General features: G+C 62.1%; 23 protein-coding genes. 7 read left to right on the forward strand and 16 right to left on the reverse strand.

Going from position 1 to position 25120, the window contains the following annotated elements; translation table 11 throughout:
- The first annotated feature begins 340 nt into the window (after positions 1-340).
- From PspTeo4_RS14850 to PspTeo4_RS14860, 3 genes are all read left to right on the forward strand, one after another.
- A complete protein-coding gene (locus PspTeo4_RS14850) occupies positions 341-1714 on the forward strand; it encodes a TolC family outer membrane protein (RefSeq protein ID WP_322364563.1) in 1374 nt (457 codons plus the stop codon).
- An 81-nt stretch (positions 1715-1795) separates the two neighbouring features.
- Positions 1796-3931, forward strand: coding sequence for a type I secretion system permease/ATPase (locus PspTeo4_RS14855; RefSeq protein WP_322364872.1), 2136 nt, complete (start codon positions 1796-1798; stop codon positions 3929-3931).
- A 9-nt stretch (positions 3932-3940) separates the two neighbouring features.
- Positions 3941-5293 (forward strand): HlyD family type I secretion periplasmic adaptor subunit, encoded by a 1353-nt coding sequence (locus tag PspTeo4_RS14860; protein ID WP_322364564.1) that lies wholly within the window; start codon positions 3941-3943, stop codon positions 5291-5293.
- Between the two features lie 103 nt (positions 5294-5396).
- Here PspTeo4_RS14860 and PspTeo4_RS14865 read toward each other — a convergent pair whose 3' ends face one another.
- The 7 genes from PspTeo4_RS14865 to PspTeo4_RS14895 all read right to left on the reverse strand — a co-directional run bounded on the left by PspTeo4_RS14865 (position 5397) and on the right by PspTeo4_RS14895 (position 12787).
- Positions 5397-6128: a proteasome-type protease gene (locus PspTeo4_RS14865; RefSeq protein ID WP_322364565.1), complete on the reverse strand. Its 732-nt coding sequence runs from the start codon at positions 6126-6128 to the stop codon at positions 5397-5399.
- A complete protein-coding gene (locus PspTeo4_RS14870) occupies positions 6125-6922 on the reverse strand; it encodes a transglutaminase family protein (RefSeq protein ID WP_322364566.1) in 798 nt (265 codons plus the stop codon). Before PspTeo4_RS14870 ends, PspTeo4_RS14865 begins: the two co-directional genes overlap by 4 nt.
- Positions 6919-7869: an alpha-E domain-containing protein gene (locus tag PspTeo4_RS14875; protein ID WP_322364567.1), complete on the reverse strand. Its 951-nt coding sequence runs from the start codon at positions 7867-7869 to the stop codon at positions 6919-6921. Before PspTeo4_RS14875 ends, PspTeo4_RS14870 begins: the two co-directional genes overlap by 4 nt.
- 3 nt (positions 7870-7872) lie before the next feature.
- Positions 7873-9282: a circularly permuted type 2 ATP-grasp protein gene (locus PspTeo4_RS14880; protein ID WP_322364568.1), complete on the reverse strand. Its 1410-nt coding sequence runs from the start codon at positions 9280-9282 to the stop codon at positions 7873-7875.
- 233 nt (positions 9283-9515) lie between these two features.
- Complete coding sequence (locus tag PspTeo4_RS14885) at positions 9516-10112, reverse strand: tRNA-uridine aminocarboxypropyltransferase (RefSeq protein WP_322364569.1); 597 nt, start codon at positions 10110-10112, stop codon at positions 9516-9518.
- 76 nt (positions 10113-10188) lie between these two features.
- Positions 10189-11754 carry a PAS domain-containing methyl-accepting chemotaxis protein gene (locus tag PspTeo4_RS14890; RefSeq protein WP_322364570.1) on the reverse strand — a complete coding sequence of 522 codons (1566 nt, stop codon included), beginning with the start codon at positions 11752-11754 and terminating at the stop codon, positions 10189-10191.
- Between the two features lie 139 nt (positions 11755-11893).
- Positions 11894-12787 carry a LysR family transcriptional regulator gene (locus PspTeo4_RS14895; protein ID WP_023381648.1) on the reverse strand — a complete coding sequence of 298 codons (894 nt, stop codon included), beginning with the start codon at positions 12785-12787 and terminating at the stop codon, positions 11894-11896.
- A gap of 225 nt (positions 12788-13012) precedes the next feature.
- Between PspTeo4_RS14895 and speB the strand changes: the two genes are divergently transcribed.
- A complete protein-coding gene (gene speB / locus PspTeo4_RS14900; RefSeq protein WP_044488326.1) occupies positions 13013-13963 on the forward strand; it encodes an agmatinase in 951 nt (316 codons plus the stop codon).
- A 276-nt stretch (positions 13964-14239) separates the two neighbouring features.
- Positions 14240-15619, forward strand: coding sequence for a sodium:solute symporter (locus tag PspTeo4_RS14905; RefSeq protein ID WP_322364571.1), 1380 nt, complete (start codon positions 14240-14242; stop codon positions 15617-15619).
- A 155-nt stretch (positions 15620-15774) separates the two neighbouring features.
- Here PspTeo4_RS14905 and PspTeo4_RS14910 read toward each other — a convergent pair whose 3' ends face one another.
- Together PspTeo4_RS14910 and ptrR are read right to left on the reverse strand one after the other, a co-directional pair.
- Complete coding sequence (locus tag PspTeo4_RS14910) at positions 15775-15903, reverse strand: PA1414 family protein (RefSeq protein WP_023381651.1); 129 nt, start codon at positions 15901-15903, stop codon at positions 15775-15777.
- A 127-nt stretch (positions 15904-16030) separates the two neighbouring features.
- Positions 16031-16924: a putrescine utilization regulator PtrR gene (gene ptrR, locus PspTeo4_RS14915; protein WP_322364572.1), complete on the reverse strand. Its 894-nt coding sequence runs from the start codon at positions 16922-16924 to the stop codon at positions 16031-16033.
- Positions 16925-17030: 106 nt separating this feature from the next.
- Between ptrR and PspTeo4_RS14920 the strand changes: the two genes are divergently transcribed.
- Positions 17031-18203, forward strand: a complete 1173-nt coding sequence (locus PspTeo4_RS14920) for an MFS transporter (RefSeq protein WP_322364573.1) — start codon at positions 17031-17033, stop codon at positions 18201-18203.
- A 108-nt stretch (positions 18204-18311) separates the two neighbouring features.
- Here the strand turns inward: PspTeo4_RS14920 and PspTeo4_RS14925 are convergent, their stop codons facing one another.
- The 6 genes from PspTeo4_RS14925 to PspTeo4_RS14950 all read right to left on the reverse strand — a co-directional run bounded on the left by PspTeo4_RS14925 (position 18312) and on the right by PspTeo4_RS14950 (position 23064).
- Positions 18312-19238 carry a DMT family transporter gene (locus PspTeo4_RS14925; RefSeq protein WP_322364574.1) on the reverse strand — a complete coding sequence of 309 codons (927 nt, stop codon included), beginning with the start codon at positions 19236-19238 and terminating at the stop codon, positions 18312-18314.
- A 152-nt stretch (positions 19239-19390) separates the two neighbouring features.
- The gene (locus PspTeo4_RS14930) at positions 19391-19645 is read right to left on the reverse strand and encodes a BrnA antitoxin family protein (RefSeq protein ID WP_322364575.1); all 255 of its coding nucleotides are present in this window, start codon (positions 19643-19645) and stop codon (positions 19391-19393) included.
- Positions 19623-19901: a BrnT family toxin gene (locus tag PspTeo4_RS14935; protein ID WP_322364576.1), complete on the reverse strand. Its 279-nt coding sequence runs from the start codon at positions 19899-19901 to the stop codon at positions 19623-19625. The genes PspTeo4_RS14930 and PspTeo4_RS14935 overlap by 23 nt, the downstream gene beginning before the upstream one ends.
- A gap of 178 nt (positions 19902-20079) precedes the next feature.
- A complete protein-coding gene (locus tag PspTeo4_RS14940) occupies positions 20080-20880 on the reverse strand; it encodes a helix-turn-helix transcriptional regulator (RefSeq protein ID WP_322364577.1) in 801 nt (266 codons plus the stop codon).
- A gap of 88 nt (positions 20881-20968) precedes the next feature.
- Positions 20969-22201, reverse strand: coding sequence for an ethanolamine utilization protein EutH (gene eutH, locus PspTeo4_RS14945; protein ID WP_322364578.1), 1233 nt, complete (start codon positions 22199-22201; stop codon positions 20969-20971).
- A 98-nt stretch (positions 22202-22299) separates the two neighbouring features.
- Positions 22300-23064 carry an SDR family NAD(P)-dependent oxidoreductase gene (locus tag PspTeo4_RS14950; RefSeq protein WP_322364579.1) on the reverse strand — a complete coding sequence of 255 codons (765 nt, stop codon included), beginning with the start codon at positions 23062-23064 and terminating at the stop codon, positions 22300-22302.
- 207 nt (positions 23065-23271) lie between these two features.
- Here PspTeo4_RS14950 and PspTeo4_RS14955 point away from each other — a divergent pair, with 207 nt between their 5' ends.
- Positions 23272-23544 carry a hypothetical protein gene (locus tag PspTeo4_RS14955; RefSeq protein WP_322364580.1) on the forward strand — a complete coding sequence of 91 codons (273 nt, stop codon included), beginning with the start codon at positions 23272-23274 and terminating at the stop codon, positions 23542-23544.
- 157 nt (positions 23545-23701) lie between these two features.
- Here the strand turns inward: PspTeo4_RS14955 and PspTeo4_RS14960 are convergent, their stop codons facing one another.
- A complete protein-coding gene (locus PspTeo4_RS14960) occupies positions 23702-25027 on the reverse strand; it encodes a DEAD/DEAH box helicase (RefSeq protein ID WP_322364581.1) in 1326 nt (441 codons plus the stop codon).
- Positions 25028-25120: the final 93 nt, after the last annotated feature.

Here is a 25120-nt window from a genome sequence, read left to right on the forward strand (position 1 = left end):
AGTAATGTAAGTTGGCCATCATTTTGTGCCAATAATTTGTCGCCAAATACCACCTTTGCCTAACCGTTCTGCGTCTTTAGCTGCAAAAAATCTGGAACTGACTGCGATGCCTGAAAACCGAGGGTTATCACGGGTTTCAAAATCACCTGAAAGAAACAATGTCTTGGTTTCCATAGACCGCATAAGTTTTTTTTCGCATAGGTGTTATGAAAAAATCTTCTTAGCTCGCGCGTTAAATGTTCTTAGCTCTGTTGTTACAAACTTGAAACGGTTTGATAGATAAATTTCGTCATTTTTTTGGCGAACAGCAGGACTATTTTGGACCAGGGAGATGTACCCCATGCGCGTGTTAACCCCCATCACCAGTGCAGTGCTGTTGGCCATGGCGTGTGCCAACGTTCAGGCGATGTCAATCAACGAGGCCGTCCAGAACGCCGTGGACCAGCATCCCGAGATCAGCGCCAGCCGTAACAGCCGGCTGTCGGCAGACGAGGATGTGAAGTTCGCCCGCGGGGGGTACTACCCAACTGTCGACCTGGTGGCAGGCTATGGCCGCCAACGTTCCGACAACCTCAATACCCGTGGACTCAATGCCGACGGCACAAGCAACCACAACAAGGAAACGCTCAACTACACCCAGTCGGAACTGCGTCTGCGGCAGATGCTGTTCGATGGCTTCAATACGCCCAATGAAGTGGGACGTACCGAGGCGGTTGCCAACTCACGGGCCTACTACACGCAAGCCACCGCCGAGACGGTTGCCCTGCGCGCCATCGAGGTGTATCTGGAGGTGCTCAAGCGGCGTGAACTGGTGACCTTGGCCAAGAACAACCTGCAGGCCCACCTGCGGGTCAACGACCAGATCGGCCTGCGCAGCGAACGCGGCGTAGGCAGCACCGCCGACCTCGACCAGTCCCGCGCCCGTCGGGCACTGGCTGAAAACAACCTGGACACCGCCGAAGTCGACCTGGCAGATGCCGAGGCCAACTTCTACAGCGTCATTGGCCGCATGCCCGACGAACTGGAAACCCCGGTCACGATCAAGGGCGAAGTGCCCGCCAACCTGGATGAGGCACGCCAGGGCCTGCTGGAAAACAACCCTTACCTGAAATCGGCCCAGGCCGACGTGAATGCCGCCGAGCAGCAGTACGAAGTGGCCAAGTCCCCTTTCTACCCGCGCCTGGATGCGGTGCTGGCCACCGGCGCCAACAACAACCTCAGCGGCGAAAAAGGCCACAGCAACAACGATTGGCAGGCCGGCGTCGAGCTTAGCTACAACCTGTTCCGTGGCGGCAGCGACAAGGCGCGCCTGCAGTCCGATGCGCACAAGATCAACCAGGCCATGGACATCCGCAACAACGCCCTGCGCGAGCTGACCGAGAACCTGAGCCTGGCCTGGAACGCCATGAACAACGCCCGCAAGCAGGCCCCGACCGCCCGTGAATATGCCGAAACCACCCAGCGGGTAAGAGCCGCCTACCAGGACCAGTTCGGCCTGGGGCAGCGCACCTTGCTGGACGTGCTCGACAGCGAGAACGAGCTGTACAACGCCAACCGCCGATACACCGAAGTGCGTTACACCGAGGAATATTCGATGTACCGGGTCCTGGCGACCATGGGCGAGCTGCTGAGCAAGCAGCGCATCTCGCTGCCGCCAGAGGCCATCGCCAAGAGCGACGTGCGCAACGAGGCCCGTTTGCCCGACATGCGCTAGGTACAGCGGCAGGAAGCAGATCCGGTTCGCAAGGCGTTGCACCCCCATCCAACGTCGCGGGAGTAGTCCATCGTGACCAGTATGCAAAGTGCGCAACCGCGCCCGGATGTCGATGACCCACTGCTCGATGGCCTGCTGATCCTGTGCCGCCTGCATGGCCGGGCGGCCAGCCGCGCCAGCCTGTGTAGCGGCCTGCCCCTGGCCCAGCAGCGCCTGGATTCGGCGCTGCTGCCAAGGGCTGCTGCCCGGGCCGGTTTGCAGGCCCGCGTGCTGACGCGCGGCCTGGCAGACATTTCACCACTCAACCTGCCCGTGCTGCTGCTACTCAACGACGGCCGCAGCGCCGTGCTGCAACGCTGGGGTGATGATGGCCGGGCGCTGATCCTGCCCTGCGAGGCCGAAGGCGGCGAACAATGGGTCGAGCGCGAACCACTGGAGCAGGCCTACACCGGCAACGCCCTGTTCGCCCGCCCACGGCACACTTTGGAGGACTTGCGCTCGCCCTTGCTACCCCGGGTGAACGCCTGGTTCCGCGACACACTGCGTCATTCACGCTGGCTGTATGGCGATGCCCTGCTGGCCAGCCTGCTGATCAACCTGCTCGGCCTGATGGTGCCGCTGTTCGTCATGCAAACCTACGACCGCGTGGTGCCCAACCAGGCGGTGTCGACCTTGTGGGTGCTGGTCGCCGGCCTGTTCATCGGCACCGCGTTCGAGCTGGTGCTGCGCATGGTTCGCGCCAACTTGCTGGACCAGGCCGGCAAGAAGACCGACCTGATCCTGTCCGCAACCTTGTTCGAGCGCATCACGGGTATGGCGATGAAGGCCAAGCCCGCCACCATCGGCGGCTTCGCCCAGAGCATCCACGACTTCCAGGGCCTGCGCGAATTTCTCACGGCAGTGACCCTGACCAGCATCATCGACCTGCCTTTCGTTGCCCTGATGCTGCTGGTGATCGGCCTGCTCGGCGGTTGGCTGGTGTTGATTCCGCTGATCGCCTTCCCGGTGGCGGTGGGGTTCGCCCTGTTGATCCAGGCCCGTTTGCGCGACACGGTGCAGAAGAGCCTGAGCCTGGGCGCGGTGCGCCAGGCCCTGCTGATCGAAACCCTTGGCGGCCTGGAAACCCTGAAGGCCTGCGGCGCCGAGAGCGAACGCCAGTACCAGTGGGAGCACACCAACGGCGCCATCGCCCGCCTCGATGCCCATGCCCGCAACCTGTCGTCCCTGGCCAGCAATGGCACCCTGTTCATCCAGCAGTTCTGCGGCATGGCCACCATCGTTGCCGGGGTGTACAGCATCATCGCCGGCAACCTCAGCGTAGGCGCCCTGGTGGCAAGCTACATGCTCGGCAGCCGGGTGCTGGCCCCGCTGGGGCAGATCGCCGGGCTGATCACCCGCTACCAGCAGGCCCAGCTCACCATGCGCAGCACCGACGCCCTGATGGCCCTGCCCCAGGAGCGCCAGGCCGAGCAGCAGGCGCTGGAGCACACCACGCTCAAGGGCGGCCTGGCGCTGAGCCACGTCACCTTCCGCTATCAAGGGCAAACCAGTGCCGCGCTGCAGGACGTCAACCTCAGCCTCACCCCCGGCGAACGCATCGGCATCATTGGCCGCAGCGGCTCGGGCAAGAGCACCCTGGCGCGCCTGCTGATGGGCTTTCACCACCCCGATGAAGGCCAGGTGCTGCTGGACAACCTCGACCTGCGCCAACTGGATATTGCCGACCTGCGCAGCCAGGTCGGCTACGTGGCCCACGACCTGCCGCTGCTGGCAGGCTCCCTGCGCGACAACCTGACCCTCGGCGCCCGTCACGTCAGCGATGCACGCATGCTCGAAGTGGCCGAGCTGACCGGTGTCAGCGAGCTGGCCCGGCAGCACCCAAGCGGCTTCGACCGCCCGGTGGGCGAACGTGGTCAGCTGCTGTCCGGTGGCCAGCGCCAGGCGGTGTTGCTGGCCAGGGCCCTGCTGCTGGAACCGCCGATTCTGATTCTCGACGAGCCGACCAGCCACATGGACAACAGCAGCGAAGAACAGCTGCGCCAGCGCCTGATGGCCTGGGTGCCGGGCAAGACCGTACTGCTGGTGACCCACCGCACCTCGATGCTCAGCCTGGTGGACCGCCTGTTAGTGCTGGACAACGGCAAGATCGTCGCCGACGGGCCGAAGGATGCGGTCATCGACGCTCTGCGCAAAGGCCGCATCGGCGCAGCCCTGTAGGAGTTCACCATGCCTCTCATGCAAAGCGTACGAAGCAGTCAGGGTGCCAGCAAACGTGCCGAACACGACTACATGCCGGAACTGGCCGGCGCCACTTTGCAGGACTCACCGCGCCTGTCACGCCTGACTGTCTGGTTGGCCGCAGCATTGCTGCTGGTGGCACTGGCCTGGGCCAGCCTGGCGGTGCTCGATGAAGTGACGGTGGGCGAAGGCAAGGCCATCCCGTCGAGCAAGGTGCAGGTGGTGCAGAACCTGGAAGGCGGCATCGTCACCGAAATCTTCGTGCGTGAAGGCCAGATGGTCGACAAGGGCGCCACCCTGCTACGCCTGGATGACACCCGTTTCAAGTCGAACAAGGGCGAGAGCGAAGCGGATCGCTATGCCTTGACCGCTCAGGTCGAGCGCCTGTCGGCTGAGTCCGAAGGCCGCCCCTTCGAGCTGTCGGATGAAGTCCGTGCCAAGGCGCCGCAGGTTGCCGAAGACGAAATCGCCCTGTACGACTCCCGCCAACGTCGCCTGGCCAGCGAAAAACAGACGCTCAACGAACAATTGCGACAAAAGACCCAGGAACTCGCCGAGTTCCGCTCCAAGGTCGAACAATACCGCTCGGCCCTGGGCCTGCTGCAGCAGGAGTTGAACATGTCGGCGCCGCTGGTGGGTACCGGGGCTATCTCGCCGGTGGAAATCCTGCGCCTCAAGCAACGCACCGTCGAAGCTCGCGGCCAGCTCAACGCCACCAGCCTGGCCATTCCACGGGCGGAGGCGGCGGTGGCAGAGATCAAGAGCAAGATCCAGGAGTCCGATGCCACCTTCCGCTCCGAAGCGGCCAAGGAACTCAACGACAAGCGCACCGAACTGTCGAAGATCACCGCCACCAGCATCGCCATCGATGACCGGGTCAACCGCACCACGGTGGTGTCGCCGGTGCGCGGCATCGTCAAGTTGCTCAAGGTCAACACCATCGGCGGCGTGGTGCAGCCGGGCAGCGACCTGGTGGAGATCGTGCCCATCGAAGACAACCTGCTGATCGAGGCCAGGGTGCGGCCGCAGGACGTGGCCTTCCTGCACCCGGGGCAGCCGGCGATGGTCAAGTTCAGTGCCTATGACTACACCATCTATGGCGGCTTGAAGGCCAAGCTGGAACTGATCAGCGCCGATACCGTCACCGACGACAAGGGCAATGCGTTCTACCTGATTCAGGTGCGCACCGAGAAGAATCACCTGGGTGGCGACAACAAGCCGTTGCTGATCATTCCGGGGATGGTGGCCACGGTGGATATCATCACCGGGCAGAAGAGTGTGCTGGATTACCTGTTGAAGCCGGTGCTCAAGGCGCGGACAGAGGCGATGCGCGAGCGTTAGAAGTGGAGTGAATTCAATGGCCTCATCGCCGGCTTGCCGGCGATGAGGCCAGTACAGGCAACACAAACGAGCATGTCATGCCCGCGAACCGCGGTGATGGCCCCTACTGGACATAAGCCGCAGGCGGGTCCGGCAGCGCCGCGAGCAAGTCTCGCAGCCCATCGGCCCACTGCGACTGAATCCGCAGGAAGTAAGGGTCATGCGCCGTGATGCGGTGGCATTTCACCTCTGCCAGGCAGTCTTTGCGGTACACCAGCAGATCCAGCGGCATGCCCACCGACAGGTTGCTGCGCATGGTCGAGTCGAACGAGATCAGGCCGCAACGCAACGCCTCCCCCAGTGGCGTGTGGTACAGCAGGTTGCGATCCAGGATCGGCCGGCCGTACTTGCTCTCGCCCAACTGCATGAACGGCGTGTCCTCCGTCGCCTGGATAAAGTTGCCTTGCGGGTAGATGTTGTACACCCCCATGGGCTGGCCGGCGATCTGCCCGCCCACCAGGAACGAGCAGCTCAGGTCCACCTTGCCCGAGAGCTTGGTGCAGTCCCGGTTGATCACTTCACGAATGGTATCGGCCACCAGCGCAGTGGCGTCGTAAAGCGTCGGCACGTTCAACAGATGCTCGCCCTCGCTGGCGCAACGCTGTCTGAGCAAGCTCACCACCGACTGCGATGTCGCCAGGTTGCCGGCCGTTTGGAGCACGATCAGACGCTCGCCCGGAACATTGAACACGAACAACTTGCGGAACGTGGATATCTGGTCGATGCCTGCATTGGTCCGTGAATCCGATATGAAGACCAACCCTTCGGCCAGGTGCATCGCAACGCAATAGGTCATTGCTGCTGTGCCTGTGTAAGCGAGCTGACTTGTACCCGCGCCAGCATGGACTCCGCCCCTCCGCCACGGCGCATGCCGCGTACCGGGCAGGCATCGAGGTAGTCATGCCCCACCGCCAGCTTCAGGTGCCGTTCCGGCCTGGCCAGGCGGTTGGTGACATCGAAGCTGTACCAGCCATCGCCCAGCCAGGCTTCTGCCCACGCGTGGCTGGCCAGGTGGCTTTCGTCTTCGGTGCACAGGTAACCGGACACATAGCGCGCAGGGATACCCAGGCTGCGTGCGCAGGCCAGAAATGCATGGGTATGGTCCTGGCAGACGCCGGCGCGGTTGGCGAAGGCTTCCGCCGCCACCGTATCCACCGCAGTCGCGCCAGGGGTGTAGGCGATATGGTCGGCCAAGCCGTTCATCAAGTCGATCAGCGCCGTTCGGTCGCGTCGGGCGCCACAATGCTGAAGGGCGAAGCCGCGCAGCGCGTCGTCGATGGCGGTCAGTTTGCTCGAGCGCAGAAACGGCAGCGCGGACTGTGTGTCGTGTTCCACTTCCTGCGTCTGGTCGATGTCCACATCACCGTGGGCGCTCAGCATCAAGGCGTCATGGGGTTCGTCGATGGTCAGCACGTGCAGGACATTGCCGTAAGGGTCCAGCTGGCTGCCCACCGGGCGTGGCAGGTCCAGATGCCATTCCAGTATCCGCTGGCGTTCACTGCTTTTCGGTGTGAGGCGCAGCAACTGGATGCTCATGCACACGTCGTTGGAATAGTGGTAGGTGGTGTCGTGGCGAATTGACAGTCTCATACTACCTCCAGGTAGGAATCGTGAACGTTCTGCCCCAAGTGGTTGATCTGGCCGATGTAGTGGGTCAACCACTGATGCAGCCCTGACTCGAGAATCTCTTCGATCCCGGTGAAACGCAGCCGGGCACTCAGCTCGGCTGCCAGGCGTTGGGCCGGGCGGCCGTTATCACCGGGCAAACCAGCCAGCAAATGTGCCAGCTCTTCGACACAGGCATGCAGCGAGCGCGGAACGTCCGCACGCAGCAACAGCATTTCGGAAACCTGCTCGGCACCCGGTGCGGTGCGGTAGATTTCGTTGAACGCTTCAAAGGATGACAACGCCCGCAGCAAGGCGCTCCATTGGTAGTAACCGCGGGCAGAGTTATCGCTGACCTCCTCCGATTCCTCGCCGAACATTTCGTAACGCGCATCCAGCAAGCGCAAGGTGTTGTCCGCCCGCTCCAGGAACGTACCCAGGCGAATGAACCCGTACGCTTCGTTGCGCATGATGGTGCCAGCGGTGGCACCGCGAAACAGATGCGAACGTTCCTTGACCCATTCGCAGAAGTGGTTGATACCGTAGCGCGCCAGGCCTTTGCTGGCGATGTTGCGCATTTCCAGCCAAGTGGCGTTGATGTTTTCCCACATGTCGGCGGTAATGCGCCCACGCACTGCGTGCGCGTTGCTGCGTGCCGCCCGCAAGCAGCAATAGATGCTGCCGGGGTTGGTCTCGTCCAGGGCGAAGAAGTGCAGCATGTGCTCGACATTGAGCTCGCCATAACGGCGGTTGTAGTCATCCAGCGTACCAGCTGCCAGCAGCGACATCGCCAGCTCCGGCCGACCGTCGCTGCGCCCGGCCTGGGGCATCAGCGACAGCGAGTAACTGACCTCGAGCATGCGCGCCAGGTTTTCCGCGCGCTCAAGGTAACGGGACATCCAGTACAGGTCCGACGCAGTCCTAGAAAGCATGATTCAGTCCTCCACCACCCAGGTGTCCTTGGTGCCACCGCCCTGGGACGAGTTGACCACCAGCGAGCCTTCACGCAACGCCACCCGCGTCAAGCCGCCTGGCACCAGGCGGGTTTCCTTGCCCGACAGCACGAACGGGCGCAGGTCGATATGCCGTGGCGAGATGCCGTTTTCCACGAAGGTCGGGCAGGTGGACAGGCACAAGGTCGGTTGCGCGATGTAAGCCTCCGGCCGGGCCTTGATCCTGGCCCGGAACTCTTCGATTTCCGCCGTGGTGGCGGCAGGCCCGACCAACATGCCGTAGCCCCCCGAGCCCTGGGTTTCCTTGACCACTAGATCCGGCAGGTTCGCCAGCACATGGGACAGCTCCGCAGGTTTGCGGCACTGCCAGGTCGGCACGTTCTTGAGAATCGGCTCCTCCGCCAGGTAGAAGCGAATCATGTCGTCGACGTAGGGGTAGATCGACTTGTCGTCAGCCACGCCGGTGCCCACGGCGTTGGCCAGCACCACGTTGCCTGCACGGTAAGCGGTGATCAGCCCAGGCACGCCCAGCAGCGAATCGGGGTTGAACGACAGTGGGTCGAGGAAGGCATCGTCCAGGCGTCGGTAGATGACATCGACCGCCTGTGGCCCGGACGTCGTGCGCATGAACACATGGTTGTCACGTACGAACAGGTCAGCGCCTTCGACCAGTTCCACACCCATTTCACGCGCCAGGAAGGCATGTTCAAAGTAGGCGCTGTTGAACCGGCCAGGGGTCAGCACCACGGTTGTCGGGTTATCCAGCGGGCTTGAGCTTTTCAGGGTATCGAGCAGCAGATTCGGATAATGGTCGATGGGCGCCACGCGCTGGGCAGCGAACAGCTCGGGGAACAGACGCATCATCATCTTGCGGTCTTCGAGCATGTAGCTGACGCCGCTTGGGGTTCGCAGGTTGTCTTCCAGTACGTAGTAACTGCCATCGCCATCGCGTACCAGATCGACCCCGGCGATATGGGCGTAGATGCCACGATGCAGGTCCAGGCCCTGCATGGCCACCTGGTAACCATCGTTTGCCAGCACCTGTTCGGGTGGAATGATGCCTTCCTTGAGAATCCGTTGTCCGTGGTAGATATCTTCAAGGAACAGGTTCAGAGCCTGAACGCGTTGAATACAACCGCGTTCCACCGTTTGCCATTCACTGGCCTTGATGCTGCGTGGAATGATATCGAACGGAATCAACCGCTCGGTGCCCTGCTCATCTCCATACAATGTGAACGTAATGCCTGCGCGATGAAACAATAAGTCCGCTTCGCGGCGACGCTGATCGAGCAACTCCAACGGCGTGTTCGCCAACCAGCGCGCAAACTCTTGATAATGCGGGCGACAATCACCGGCCGCATCATACATTTCATTGAAAAAGGCCCGAGACATACGCAACTCCCACCACGCTAAGTGCAACTGTTATCCCTACGGAAATAACCTAGCAATAGCGATGCCGGAATATGCGGCATCAGGTAAACCGTGGCCTGTGGCGGTGCACGCCCGAATCAGGCGTTAACGCGAGCGCCCTAAATAAGTGCTTTTTCCAGAGTATTAAATATGGAGTGAACCAAAACAGGGAATAGGTGAGTTTTAATGCAAGTACTGAACAGGCCGTTTATTCGTCACTCACCATGATTGCGCTCGAAAGTTTCCCGCCCCATGGCCGCTATCTGCCCTTCGATCAACGCCTCGAACGGGCGCAGCAGTTCATTGAAACTCGCGGGTGCTTCAAGCACGTTCAATGCTTGAACAACTGCCTCGATGGTCGACAACGCCCCTGGCTCCGGCGCCTTGCGCAACCGGTAGCGAGAAGGCGCCACCTGCCCCAGCGTCACACGCGGCAGGGCCTCCAGTAGTGGGTTCAGGTACAGCAACTTGCGCGCCTTGCGCCAGGTGCCGTCCGGTACGATCAACAGCAATGCTTGGTCATCTTCTGCGCCATAAGTGCCCAACACTTCGGCTTCGTCCCCTGGGAACAACAAAACGGGGCGATAACCCGGTGTAGCGAGCAACTCGGGCAGATCCTCGAACACTTCCCCTACCCGCAATTGGGCATTCACCAGCCCCAATGCGGCAAACCGGGCGGTATTGAGGGCGTGGGACTGTTCACTGGTGTGCTGCAACAGCACCACTCGGGTGCGACTGTCGAGGTTGGGAATCAGCGGGCAAAGGCAGTGGTCTTGCGGACGCAGGCAGCGTTCGCAGCGGGGTCTGGACATCGGGTTCTCCTGGCTGGGCTCAGTGTGCCATAGCCACCCGATAAAAGGCCCACATCCCTGTGGGAATCACGCAGGTTCAGCGGTTGAAACGTTCCGCCAGGCTGTGCAGGTACTCGGCCATGCGCTCCAGGTCCTGACTGATCTCGGCGCCCTGCTTGGCCTGCCCGGCAGTCTGGTCGCACAGCTGGGCAATGCGCACGATCTGCTGGTTGATGTCTTCGGCGACGTGGCTCTGCTGCTCCGACGCCGTCGCCATCTGCTGGCTCATGCCGGTGATGCGGCTGACCGCCTGGGCGATCCCGGCCAAGGCCGACTGCACCGCCTCGACACTGTGCATGCTGTCGCGCGAAATCTGCTCACCGCGGCTGGCAGTGCTCACCGCACGTTCGGCTCCGGCGCGCAACGACGCAATGATGTGATGGATTTCATCGGTGGACGAACGGGTACGCTGGGCCAGGGAGCGTACTTCGTCCGCCACCACGGCAAACCCCCGCCCCTGCTCGCCAGCCCGGGCAGCTTCGATGGCGGCATTGAGCGCCAGCAAGTTGGTCTGCTCGGCAATCGAGGTGATGGTGTCGACCACACTGCCGATGCTTTGGGTCTGCTCAGCCAGGGCGTTGACGGCCTGGCCGATGTCGCTGACCGCATCGCTCATGCTGCCCATGGCCTTGAGGCTCTGCTGCGCCAGCTCGCTGCCCTGTTGGGCCAACTGGTCGGCATCACCAGCGGCATGGGCGGTACTTTGCACGTTGTGGGTGACCTCCTGAATGGTCGCGGCCATCTGCGCAATAGCCGTGGCCGACTGATCGGTTTCACTGCGCTGGCGGTCAAGCATCTGCGCCTGGGCATCGGACAGGCCAGCGGACTGGGCGGCCCGTGACTTGACCCCAACCCCGGCATCCACCAGGCGAGTCAAGGCGGTCTGCAGGCGCGCCTCCTCGCTGATGATCGCCAGGTCCAGTTGCCCCTGCAGGCCTGGGTTGTCGCTATAGGTCAGGGCCACCAGCGGGCTGGTGAAGGCTTTGGGATGTTCATCCAGAGTGCGCCGTATGGCCAGGTTCTGCCGATGCTCGATCAGGTACCAGGCCACCAGCAGGCTGGCCATCAACACACCCAACGCCGCATAAGTCGGCAACCACAGGTAACCGGCCGCCGACAGCAGGCCGGCCCCGATCAACGGCCAACCATGCCCCAACCCATGTCCGAGCCGAGAGGCCAAGGCTACCGGCGAGCGGCCCGCACGCAGCCGCGCATACAGCGCTTCGGCGCGGCGGATCTGCTCCCGGCTCGGCACCGAGCGCACCGACTCGTAGCCACTGACCCGGCCATTTTCGTAAATCGCCGTGACGTAGGCACTGACCCAGTAGTAATCACCGTTCTTGGCGCGGTTCTTGACCACACCCATCCAGGGTTTGCCTTGCTTGATGGTGTCCCACATATGCCCGAAGACCGCAGGCGGCATGTCCGGGTGGCGCACCAGGTTGTGCGTCTGCCCGACCAGCTCGTCATAGGTGAACCCGCTGATGGCTACAAAGGCGTCGTTGCAATAGGTGATGCGGCTGTTGAGGTCCGTGGTAGAGATCAGGCGCTGTTCGCTGGGAAAGGTTCTTTCGTGCTCAGTGACGGGCAAATTCATGCGCATCTTGGGCGATCCTTGCTTGTGTAGATGAATGGGAAAATCATCAAAGCAAGTAGAGGTTTAGCAGAGCGCCATTACGGTAGTGGTCAGGTTTTGCAGGAAAAATGCTCATCCCGACGGAATGTCCGAAATGTCTTGTGCATCAACCGACGATGAGTTGACTCTTGAGCAGGTCGCGGAACGTCTGGATCAAGGGTTCCCGGCTGCGCCCCCGGCGGATGATCAAGGAAAACGGTGCCTGGTAGCCAAAGGTGGCCGGCGACAATACCCGCAGGTCGCCCTTGTCGACCCAGGCCTGGGCGTAATGCTCGGGCAGGTAACCGATGTAGGCGCCCGAGAGAATCAGAATCAGCTGCGCCTCCATGCTCTCGACCGTTGCCGCACTGTGCTTGAAGCCATGCCGGGCCAGCTCTGCCTGACTCCAGTAGCCACGCCCGACCATGCGCTGCTGGGTCACCACCTGTTCCGGAATGCGCCGCTCGGCGAACAACGGATGGCGGCTGCTGCAGTACAGCCAGTGCTGCTCGCGGTACAGCGGTTGGTAGACCAGGCCACTCATGCGCGAAGAAAAGGCGCCGATGGCCAGGTCCAGGCGGTTGTCCTGAACCCCCAGCTGCAGCTCGTAGGGGCTGGACACCGACAAATGCAGATGCACCGCCGGGTGTTCCTGGCTATAGGCTCCAATTGCCTCAGCCAAGGGCAGCGCCCGGTCGCCCACGGTCGAGTCGATCACCCCCAGGTTGAGCGTGCCACGCAGTTCACCCTTGAGCGCAGCGGCGTATTGCTCGAAACCGTCCAGTTCGGCAAGCAGGCGCAAGGTCTCCTGGTGGAACAGCTCGCCCTTGCTGGTCAGGCTGAAACCGCCACGCCCACGATGGCAGAGCACGATGCCCAACGCCCCTTCCAGCTGGCTCATGTAGGTGCTGATGGCTGAAGTCGACAAATTCAGCTCACGCTGGGCATTGGCGAAGCCCTGGTGGCGCACCACGCTCACGAAGATACGCAGCAGTTTCAGGTCGGGCAGGGTCGAGGCCATGGTGCAACGGTTCCGCGGGAGGATTTTCGCGCAGTCTAACCGGTCTTGTGGGCGTTAGTTCAGAAATTCCTGAAGTAAGTTTTTGCCGGTAGCGATTCTTCCCGCGCACTACCTTGAGCAGACTTGGCCGAAATGTCCCTGCCCGCCAGCAGAACCACACTCACGAGGCGCGCGGCGGCACAGGTTCGAACAAACAAAACAATCGACCGACTGATGAGGCCCACCGTGGACAAGATTCTCCACCAACCACTGGGCGGCAACGAAATGCCGCGTTTTGGCGGCATCGCCACCATGCTTCGCCTTCCCCACCTGCAAAGCGCCGCTGGCCTTGACGCCGCGTTCATCGGCGTACCGCTGGACATCGGCACCTCGCTGCGCTCCGGCACCCGCTTCGGCCCACGGCAGATCCGCGCCGAGTCGGTGATGATCCGCCCGTACAACATGGCCACCGGTGCCGCCCCGTTCGACTCGCTGTCGGTAGCCGATATCGGTGATGTGGCGATCAACACCTTCAACCTGCTCGACGCCGTGCGCATCATCGAAGAGGCCTACGACGAAATCGTCGAGCACAACGTCATCCCGATGACCCTCGGTGGCGACCACACCATCACCCTGCCGATCCTGCGCGCCCTGCATAAAAAGCACGGCAAGATCGGCCTGGTGCACATCGATGCCCACGCCGACGTCAACGACCACATGTTCGGTGAGAAAATCGCTCACGGCACCACCTTCCGCCGCGCCGTGGAAGAAGGCCTGCTCGACTGCGACCGCGTGGTACAGATCGGCCTGCGCGCCCAGGGCTACACCGCAGATGACTTCAACTGGAGCCGTCGCCAGGGCTTCCGCGTGGTGCAGGCCGAAGAGTGCTGGCACAAATCGCTGGAGCCGCTCATGGCCGAAGTGCGCGAGAAAGTCGGCGGTGGCCCGGTTTACCTGTCGTTCGACATCGACGGCATCGACCCAGCCTGGGCGCCTGGCACCGGCACGCCGGAAATCGGCGGCTTGACCACCATCCAGGCGATGGAGATCATTCGCGGCTGCCACGGCCTGGACCTGATCGGCTGTGACCTCGTCGAAGTCTCCCCGCCTTACGACACCACCGGCAACACCTCGCTGCTCGGTGCCAACCTGCTGTTCGAAATGCTCTGCGTGCTGCCGGGTGTCGTGCGCCGCTGACGCCCCCGGGTCATAGGCAGTTTGGCGCCGAACCTGTGGGAGCGGCTTCAGCCGCGAACACCGGCAACGCCGGTGCCATGCAGCGCGTTGTCTGCTTCGCGGCTAAAGCCGCTCCCACAGGGTGCGCGTTGCTTGCACGATCGAGATTGCTACACCCTGGCAGGAGCCATCTGGGAGGGCCACTGAGGCCCGCCAACACAAGACAAGACCGCCGGGCGCCATGAACCCGCCCGCGTGGTCGATCTCGCCATAATAAAGATAATCGGGAGACCCCCAATGGCCTTGGACATCATCGTTGTACTGATCTATGCCGCCGGCATGCTCGGGCTGGGCTGGTACGGCATGCGCCGTGCAAAAACCCACGAAGACTACCTGGTGGCCGGGCGCAACCTCGGCCCGACCCTGTACATGGGCACCATGGCGACCACCGTGCTCGGTGGCGCCTCGACCGTAGGTACCGTGCGCCTGGGCTATGTCCATGGCATCTCCGGCTTCTGGCTGTGCGCAGCCTTGGGCCTGGGCATCATCGCCCTCAACCTGTTCCTCGCCAAACCCCTGCTGCGCCTGAAGATCTTCACCGTGACCCAGGTACTGGAACGCCGTTACAACCCGATGGCGCGCCAGGCCAGCGCGGCGATCATGCTGGCTTACGCACTGATGATCGGCGTGACCTCGACCCTGGCCATGGGCACCGTGCTGCAGGTATTGCTCGATGTGCCGTTCTGGATGGCCCTGCTGTTCGGTGGCGGCGTGGTGGTGGTGTACTCGACCATCGGCGGCATGTGGTCGCTGACCCTGACCGACATCGTCCAGTTCGTGATCAAGACCGTTGGCCTGATGTTCATCCTGCTGCCGGTGTGCCTGTACAAGGCTGGTGGTTGGGACACTTTGGTAGCCAAGCTGCCGGCGGCCAGCTTCAGCTGGACCACCATTGGCTGGGACACCATCATCACCTACTTCCTGATCTACTTCTTCGGCATCCTGATCGGCCAGGATATCTGGCAGCGGGTGTTCACCGCCCGTGACGAGAAGGTCTGCCAGCGTGCCGGTACCACCGCAGGTGTCTACTGCGTGCTGTACGGCCTGGCCTGCGCCCTGATCGGCATGGCCGCCCACGTGCTGATGCCGGACCTGGCGAACCCGAACAACGCCTTCGCCGAGATGATCAAGAGCCAACTGCCTGATGGTATCCGTGGCCTGCTGATGGCGGCTGCCCTGGCTGCAATGATGTCCACCGCCAGTGCTGGCCTACTGGCTGCTTCGACCACCCTGACCGAAGACCTGCTGCCCAAGCTGCGCGGCGGCAAGCAGTCGAGCCTGGGTATCAACCGCCTGTTCACCCTGCTGACCGGCCTGGTGGTACTGGGTATCGCACTGGCGGTGAATGACGTGATCAGCGCCTTGACCCTGGCCTACAACCTGCTGGTGGGCGGCATGCTGATCCCGCTGATCGGTGCAATCTTCTGGAAACGTGCGACCACCGCCGGGGCTATCGCCAGCATGTCGCTGGGCTTCGCCACCGCGCTGTTCTTCATGTTCAAGGATGGTCTGGACGCCAACACGCCGATCTACTACAGCCTGGCCATTGGTCTGGTGAGCTTCGTGGTGGTCAGTCTGATGTCGCGAAAGCCGGTGGCGGCGGTGAAGCTGGCCTGAGCCAGTAGATTCTGACTGCCCCCATCGCCGGCAAGCCGGCTTCTACAACCTGTAGGAGCCGGCTTGCCGGCGATGGGGCCACGACAGTCACCACAAAACCCCCAGAATCAAAAAGGCCGCGGCATCGGCAAAGATGCAGCGGCCTTTTTTCATTATCAGCGACGACGCGGCTGGCGCTTGCGCTGTTCTTCATCCGTCGGAATCGGCACCGGCTGCAGCGGTGGAGGGAGCAAGCCCAGGGCGACGGCGAGGTCGTGGAGCCAGTTGTAAAGTCGGTCGTTCATAAATGCCCCCTTTTACGGGTCAGCCTCACGGCAATTTCAATCCTGCGATGTTTCATACAGATCATAGTCCTATGTCCTGTATTACGCATGCCTCTGCGCTTACAGATATGGGCCAGTTTGACTCGGATCAAGCCGAAATGCCGTATTCCGACGACTGGTTAATCGTTTCGCTTTGTTGCAAGTCGATCCATGCCTGCAAATTCGCACCGCGCATTCCCTGGCGCCACATCAGCCAGGTGACGGCCTCATCGAAAGGCGCCTGCAACCGATGCACCCGAACGCGGTCTCGCCCCGGCAGGCTGTCGAGCATGGACCGGGCCATCATGGCCACACCGGCACCTGCAATCACGCAGGCCAGCATGCTCTGGTAGGACTCGATCTCCATCACCCGGCCCATAGGCGTGTGGGCATGGGCATACCACGCTTCCAGGCGCATGCGGTAAGAGCAACCCTGCCGGAAGGTGAACACCGCCTTGCCAGCAACGTCCTTGGCCGTGTTCACCGCTGGGTGCTCAGGGCTGGTGATCAGCACCAGTTCTTCTTCGCAAAGCGGTATGCCGTCCAGCCCGGCCAGGTTCAGCGGCCCATCCACCAGCGCAGCATCCAGGCGATGGCTGAGCAAGCCTTCGAACAACTCGCCGCTGGGCGCTGCACGCACCTGCAGGTTCACCGCCGGGTACGCCTGGTGATAGCGGGCCAGCAACGCCGGCAAGTGAGTCGCCGCCGTGCTGTACATGGTGCCCAGTACGAAGTCGCCGGCCGGTTGGCCGCCCTGCACCGCCGCCAACGCCTCGTCATGCAACGCGGCCAGGCGGTTGGCGTAGTCCAGCAGCACTTTGCCAGCCGGCGACAACTGCAGGCGTTGGCGTTCGCGCAGGAACAACTCCACGCCCAGTTGCTCCTCGAGCTGGCGCAGGCGCGTCGACAAGTTCGACGGTACCCGGTGCAAGCGCTCGGCGGCGCGGGTCACCGACCCTTCCTCGGCCACGGCCTGGAAGATACGCAGTTGGCTGAACTCCATTACATTCTCCAAAACAGAACAACTTCATCATCATTATTCAATTTTATTGAAAGTCAATCCGCCCTACCCTGCCATCCATCGCTTACATTCGCGCAGGAGCTTCCTCATGTCGCCGCTCGTACAACTGCTGGCCAGCGCCGTGGCCCTGATGATGGCCATGGGCATCGGCCGCTTCGCCCTCACCCCGCAACTGCCGCAACTGATCGCCGAAGGCCAGTTCGACCTCACCGCCGCCGGGCTGGTGGCCGCCGCCAACTACCTGGGTTACTTCCTGGGCGCAGTGGATGCCATGTTCGCCCGCAAACCCGCCCAGGTGCGCCTGCGCCTGCATGGGGGGCTGTGGTTGTGCGTACTGCTGACCTTGGCCTCATGGGCCGCCGAGGGGTTCTGGAGCCACCTGGCGCTGCGCTTCGGCACTGGCGTGGCCAGCGCCTGGGTGCTGGTGATGATCACCAGCCTCAGCCAGCAGGTTGCCAATGCCCACGGCCGCCAACGCCTTGGTGCGCTGGTATTCGCCGGGCCCGGCGTGGGTATCGCCCTCACCGGGCTTCTGGCACTGGGTGCACACCTGCTGGGCCTGGGTTCGGCTGCGTTGTGGCTGATTTATGCAGCGGCGGCGCTGGTCATGCTGCTGGCCGTGCGCCCCTGGCTGCCCCGGCCACAGCAACCGGCCGTGGCGCCCGCCGTGCCACAACACGCGGCATCGCGCAGTGCTGGCATTGGCCGCCTTGGCCTGGTGTACGCCTTGTATGGCATCGGTTACATCCTGCCGGCCACCTTCCTGTCACAGATGGCCAACCAGCAGTTCCACGGCAACTGGATGGCCGACCTGTTCTGGCCAGCGTTCGGTGCGGCGGCGGCACTGGGCGTGCTGCTGGTGAGCTTGCGCCGCCCAGGCCGAACCTCGGCCTGGCTGACTGCCACCCTTTGGTTACAGGGCTTCGGAGTGATGGCCTGTCTGCTGGGCGACGGTATTGGCCTGGCGCTTGGCGTGGTGCTGTGCGGCACGCCGTTCCTGGCTTGCATGCAACTGGTGATGCAACGCTCGCGGGAGCTGGCGCCCCATGCGACACAACGCAATGCCGGGCTGCTGACTGCCTGCTTTGCCTTGGGACAACTGAGCGGGCCGTTGCTGGCGGCGGTGAGTAACCATTACAGCGGGAGCCTGGCACCGGCGTTGGTGTTAGCGGCGGCAGGGCTGGGGCTGGCAGGGGTGTTGGTGCAGGTGGAAGGAAGGCGCCTGATCGCCTGCCCTCCAGAAGTCCGGGCAGTCTCCTAGGGCCTTATCGCCGGCAAGCCGGCTCCCACATGAACAGCGACGACCTCAAGATCACCGCAGTACCTGTGGGAGCCGGCTTGCCGGCGATGATGCTGGTAATGCCAACCCTTACCCCACCCACTTGCGCAACTGCTGCTTCACCCACGGCTCCGCACTCACCAGGATCACCCCCAGCAGCACCATCACCGCCCCCAGCACAAAATTCGCACTCAATGGCTCATCCAGCAGCAACACGCCAAAGGTCACCCCGAACAACGGCGTGATGAACGAGAACACCGCCAGGTTCGAGGCCAGGTACTTGCGCAGCAACCAGAACCAGGTGAGGTAGCTGATGAACGACACCACGATCCCCTGGAACAACACGCTGCCGAGCGCCAACGGGGTCCACGAGACCGCCCCGATCTGCCCGCTGAGCAAGGCAATCACCAACAACCCGACACAGCCAACCGCCAGTTGGTAGAACAACGTCAAGGTCGCAGGCGCCTCCGACAGCCGCGAGCAGCGCACCACCACGGTGGTCGCGCCCCAGGCCAGGCCGGCCAGTACCCCCATGGCGTCGCCCAGCAAGGTGCGCCCATCCATCTGTTCGAACGACATGCCACCGGCAAATGCCGTGGCGATACCGCCGAACGCCAGCAGGATGCCCACCCACTGCAACAACCGCAGGCGCTCGCTGGCCAGCCTGAAATGCAGCCCCAGCGCCGTGAACACCGGTGCGGTGTAGAGGAACACCGACATATGCGCCGCCGAGGTCAGCTTCAGCCCCTCGGCAATGAACAGGAACTCCAGGCCAAACAACCCGCCCGCCACCACACCGGCCTTCCAGGTGCTGCCCAGCTGTTCCCAACCACCGCGCCAGCAGACCAGCAAGCCGACCAGGACTGCGGCGATGAAATTGCGCACGGCAGCCTGCATCACCGGGGCGATGTCGACCGCCGCCGTTTTGATAAGCACTTGCTGGCAGCCCCAGATCAGGCACAGCCCCAGCATGACCTGGAAGGCAAAGGCGTCGGGGTTCTTGCGGGTCGCGCTCATGGGCGCGGCCCTTTTGTGGTGAAGGTCATGGATTCGGGCTCGGCAGTCATCAAAGAATGCCGATTATCGGTTTTCCATGGTCGCTCGTGCCACCCTCAAAACGACTTCACGCTATCCGCGCGCTCTGCCATGGAAGAGTAGGGACCCAACTGTCAACGCTGGCGTTGTTGAGCCTGCATGTACTGGCGCAGCAACTGGTTGATCCGTGTCTGATAGCCAGTCCCCTGCTCCTTGAACCAGGCAAGCACATCGGAATCCAGGCGAATGGTCACTGTCTGCTTGGCCGGAACACGCAGTTCGGCCGTACGAAAGAAATCATCGTCCAACGCAGCGATATCCGAGGTATCGATATCCTGATCATCCTGCTGCGCCAGACGGCTCCAATCAGTTTTCGATTCTTTGGTCATACTGTTTGGCCTCCCATCTGGTGGCTTTGCGTGCGGAGATGATACGTATGACATCACCCCGCCTCTCCGTGTACACAACCACGCCTATCAGCGCCTTCAGCCAGCCGATGCTCACCCAACGCGCCTCGCCATAGCCCCCGCTGTCATCCTGCCGTATCAACATAGGATGGTTGAAGATGTCGGGAACATCGGCGAAGTCTATGCCGTGCTTACGGATGTTAATTTGATTCTTTGCCTCATCCCACTCAAAGAACATGGGATGCTCTGTATTTACACCTGTACATACGATACCTCCTGTTTGAAGGCGAGACTAGAGGCACAGGTCTCGGGCATCAACAGCATATGGAGGTCATTCGGCATGCTTCAGAAAGGGACTACGCAGGTATGGGAACTAGCCCAGAACACCCCACAAAACCGCAGCAAATGGAGGCTTGCTACTGTTTCACCAGATAGTTGATGAACAACCTGAACAACTCCGCATTCCCGGCAATGCCCAGCCGTTGCCAGATATTGTGCCGATGCACCTTCACCGTCCCCTCGGAGATCCCCAGAGTGCTGGCGATGGACTGGCTGCTGTGCCCTTGCAGAATCAACTTGGCGACATAACGCTGGGTCTCGGTCAGCTGGCCCTGGAGAATTTCGACGAACGCATCCTCCAGTTGACTATCGGATTCTTCCGGGTCGGCCAGGTCGTCCGCATGCGCCAGCTGCAAGTGTTGGCCGAGCACCGCATCGATCACCGGCGTCAACGCCGCCAACCGCTGCATTTCGGCAGGCTCGAAGGCGCCTTTGTCCAGGCCGCGCATCAATGAATAGACCAGCGCGGTACGCGCTTGTACCGGCACGATGAAGCCGATCTCTTCGATCAGGCTGCCGTGGTGCGACGACACGCAAGGGTGGATATCACGGGAAATGGAAAAGCCTGAGGCGAAGAAACTGTCCGGCGCCAATTCGCTCATGCGCCACAACCCCGACGGGTGGTTGTTGGTGCAGGCCACATAGAACGGGTCGAGCAGATAACCGCCGCGCAGGTAGGCCTTGAGCGTTCGCTCGGTCACCCGCGCGTTGTAGCCGTCGTGCACCAGCAAGGCGGGCTGGTTGAAGCGAAACAGGTAGGCGCAGCTCATGTCGAAATCGACCACAGCCTTGAGCGCCGCGTCGATGGCCGGGCACAGCTGCTGGCTGCCGATGCTGCGGATGACCGTGCCCAGACGGTTGGCGTCGTCGCTGTTCATTGCTGCGGCCCGTACGAATTGGAAATGTTCGGCACGCATGCCGCCCGGCTTTGTCAGCCCGGACGGCATTGAACGATGCCAGGTCCAATCAGTGCAACGGTGCGCTTGCCTGCAGCAAGCCAGCGCTTTGTTCCTCGCGCCCCAACTCTTCGGCCTTGGGCACCGCCAGCCAGTACGCCAGCGCCATGCCCAGCAGCCCACCGGCCAGCTTGCCGATGATCAGCGGCCCGATCAGCGTGGGCTGGAAGTTAGCCGAGTAGGCCAGGTGGTCACCAAAGGTAAAGGCCGCGCAAACGGCAAAGGCAATGACCAGAACCTTGTCCTTGGGTGGCATGTCGGCGACCAGGCGGAACATCGCCAGAATATTCGCCGACGCGGCCAGGATACCGGCAGCGCCCACCGGCGACAGCCCGAGTTTCGACGCCACCGTCTCGATCGGTCGGGACAGGAAGCGTTTGATCAGGTAGACCATCGGGAACGCACCGCACAACATGATGCCGACGTAACCGGCAATTTCCAGGGCGCGGAACTGGTCTTGCTTGTCGGCGATGATCGGTGCGAAACCCCAGCCGCCGAACAGCGCGGTGAACACGCCGGTGAAGTACTCGACGATCGAGGCCACCAGCACCAGGGTCACCGCTGCATACATCAACTGCCCCAGCTTGAGGAACAGCTGCACCATCAGGTTGGGGAAATAACGCAGGGCTGCAGCCAGGGCCACGCAGAACAGAATCAGCGGCGACAGGTTGCGCAGCAGCGTCGGCAAGGTGAAGTGCAGCGCCTGGGTGGCCACACCAGCGGTAGCGATATCCGGACGCACGCCCAACCCCATGGCCTGCATGCCCATGGCAATCAGCACGATGCTGATCGGAATGCTCAATAACCCGGCCATGATCCCCAGGGCCATGTACTTGTGGTCAGCCTTGTTGAGCATGGCCAGGCCCACGGGGATGACGAAAATCACCGTTGAACCACACTGAAAACCGGTGATCAGGCCGAGTATCCAACCCTCGGGGCTATGCGACAGCGCCTGGGCCAGTTGATAGCCGCCCAGGTCCGAGGCGATGAAGATCGGCCCGGCGATGCCGGCATCGGCGCCCATGGCCAGGAACAGTGGGCCGATGAACTGGCTGATGAAGCTGGAGATGAAAGGAATCGCGGCCATGATACCGGCCACGGGAATGAAGATTGGCCCGATGCTGTGCAGGCCGGCGGTGAATTCCTTGGCCAGTTCGGACTCGGCGTTGATGATCGATGCAATGGCGCCGACCACGGCGCAGGCCATGATCACGTAGATGACGTAGGTGCCTATGTTTTCCATCTGCTGCCTCTGTGTTGTTGGAGTTGGCTTGTGGGCAGAATTGAAAGGTGCTGCGTATTGTTCTTGTTCATGGCTGGCACCTGAGTGCCAACCGGGCATCACATGGCGGTGTAGGCGTTATCGACGAACAGGTGCGAGCCACTGACGAAGCTGGATTCATCGCTGGCCAGGAACAACGCGGCAGCGGCCACTTCGGCGGGGTCGCACAGCCGGCCCTGCATGGTCTTGATGGCCTCGTCGGAGGCGTCGACGCCGTAGCCGCGTAGCAAATCGAGCTCACGCCGGCCATGGGCGGTACCGATGAACCCCGGGCAGATCGCGTTGCTGCGAATGTTCTGGTCACGGTATTCCACCGCCAGGGCGCGGGCGAACATGTGGCAGGCGCCTTTGGTGGTGCAATACAGCACCTCCATGGGCGTGCCGACCACGGCGGAAATCGATGAAGTACAGATGACGCTGCCGCCACCAGCGGCAAGCATGCCTGGCAGCACGGCCTTGGTGACCAGGAACATGCTTTTCACGTTGACGCTCATCAACCGGTCCCAATCCGCTTCGCTGGTCTCCAGGAACGGGCCGGCGGCGATGATTCCGGCGTGGTTCATCAACACGGTGATCGCACCGAACTTCGCCTGCGCCTGGCTGACGGCGCGGTTCACCTGCTCAGCGACGGAGACATCGGCCGGCACGAACAGCGCCTCGCCACCCGCCGCGTTGATACGGGCCGCCACCGCTTCACCCTGGCTACTCGGCAGGTCGAGAATCGCCACCTTGGCGCCTTCGGCGGCGAACAGCTCCGACGCGGCCAGGCCGCACCCGCCCGCCCCACCGGTAATCAGCGCTACCTTGCCCTTCAATCGATCCATTGGTCTGTCCCCCTGTGCTGTCGTGGTTGTGGCTCCACGCTAGAGGCAGGGGCAGACAGGGTCCATATACCCCGGGGTATAGAACCCGTTAAATCATTGATTCAATTTGAAAAACAATGAGATTCAAGCAGCCATCGGTCAAGCCACCTGAACTTCTGCCCAGCCTGCTTCATCCACCCCACATAATCACCATCGGAGGTAGGAAGGATGAAACCACTGCTGCGCATCGCCTGTGCGACTGCCCTGTTCTGTGCCCTGCCCGCCTGGGCTTGCACACCGGAAGAGGCAACTCAGAAACGTGAGGAGCTAGCCGGGCTGGTCAGCCAATTGACCGAACAGAACCCGCAAAAGGCTAAAGAGATCAATGATGAGCTCCAGGGGATGGAGCTGGGCACGGCTAGCAAGGACTTGCCAGACAAGTGTCAGCTGATCGACAAGCGGATCAAGGAGCTGAAGCAGGCGGAGAAGAAAGCCGAATAGTGGCTGTCAGTGCCGGCCCCTTCGCGGGTAAACCCGCTCCCACAGGTTCAGTGCGGTTCCTGGACTGCCCCCAAGGGTTGGATTTGTGTCCAACTTCTTGAGGGCAGTCCATACCTGTGGGAGCGGGTTTACCCGCGAAGAGGCCAGGACAGGCTACTTACTCAGCCGCAGGCTTGCGCTTCTTCAGCGGTGCCATGCCATCGCTGCTGGCCAGCGGTGCATTGGCCTTTGGCTTGGCGGTCGGCTTGCGCTTGGCGGTGCCTTTCTTGTCGGCGCCACCCTTTTTCTCGACCTTTTTCTTCTTGGTGCCCGCAGCCTTGCCCGAAGCCTTGACCTTCTTCGGCCCGCTGTAGGTGCCCTTCACTTCCTTGATCACCCGGCGCTCGAACTGCTGCTTGAGGTAGCGCTCGATGCTCGACATCAGGTTCCAGTCGTTGTGAGTGATCAGCGAAATCGCCAGGCCTTCGCCGCCCGCACGGCCAGTGCGGCCCACGCGGTGTACGTACTCGTCACCACTGCGCGGCATGTCGAAGTTGATCACCAGGTCCAGGCCATCGATGTCCAGGCCACGGGCCGCCACGTCGGTGGCCACCAGCACCTTGGAGCTGCCTTGCTTGAAGCGCTCGATGGCAAGCTTGCGGTCTTTCTGGTCCTTCTCACCGTGCAGCACGAACGCCTTCACATCCTTGGCCACCAAGTGACCGTAGATGCGGTCAGCCAGGGCGCGGGTGTTGGTGAAGATGATCGCCTTGTCGAAGGTCTCGTTGGCCAACAGCCACTGAGCGATCTGCTCTTTGTGCTGATCGTGGTCGGCGGTGATGATTTGCTGGCGGGTGCCTTCGGCCAACTGCGAGACGCTGTTGAGCATCAGGTGCTCAGGGTCTTTGAGCACCTTGCCGATCACATCGCGCAGGGCTGCGCCGCCGGTGGTGGCGGAGAACAGCAAGGTCTGCTCGCGGTTCTCGCACTCTTTGCACAGGCGCTCCATGTCTTCGGCGAAGCCCATGTCGAGCATGCGGTCGGCTTCGTCCAGCACCAGCACCTGCACGTGGGACAGGTCCAGGTTGCCGGCGTTGAGGTGCTCAAGCAGGCGGCCGGGGGTACCGATCAGAACATCTGGCACCTTGCGCAGCAGCGCGGCCTGTTCCTTGAAGTCTTCACCGCCGGTCACCAGACCCGACTTGATGTAGGTGAACTGCGAGAACAGCTGCACTTGCTTGAGGGTCTGCTGAGCCAGCTCACGGGTTGGCAGCAGGATCAGCGAGCGGATTTCTACCCGGCGCGATTGCAGATCGACCAGACGGTTGAGCAGCGGCAGGACGAACGCGGCGGTCTTGCCGCTGCCGGTCTGTGCCGTCACACGCAGGTCGCGCCCTTGCAGGGCCAGGGGGATGGCCGCGGCCTGCACCGGGGTTGGCTCGACAAATTTAAGCTCGGCCACGGCTTTAAGCAGGCGTTCGTGCAGGGCGAATTGGGAGAACACGGAGGTAACCTCAGGCAAGTGCGGGGAAATTCAGTTGCATAGGGTAACGTTTTCTGCCGTTTAAGCCGAATTTCTTTTGGCGTCATGGTGGGC

Origin of the sequence: Pseudomonas sp. Teo4 (assembly GCF_034387475.1) — a bacterium.
Lineage (GTDB): Bacteria > Pseudomonadota > Gammaproteobacteria > Pseudomonadales > Pseudomonadaceae > Aquipseudomonas.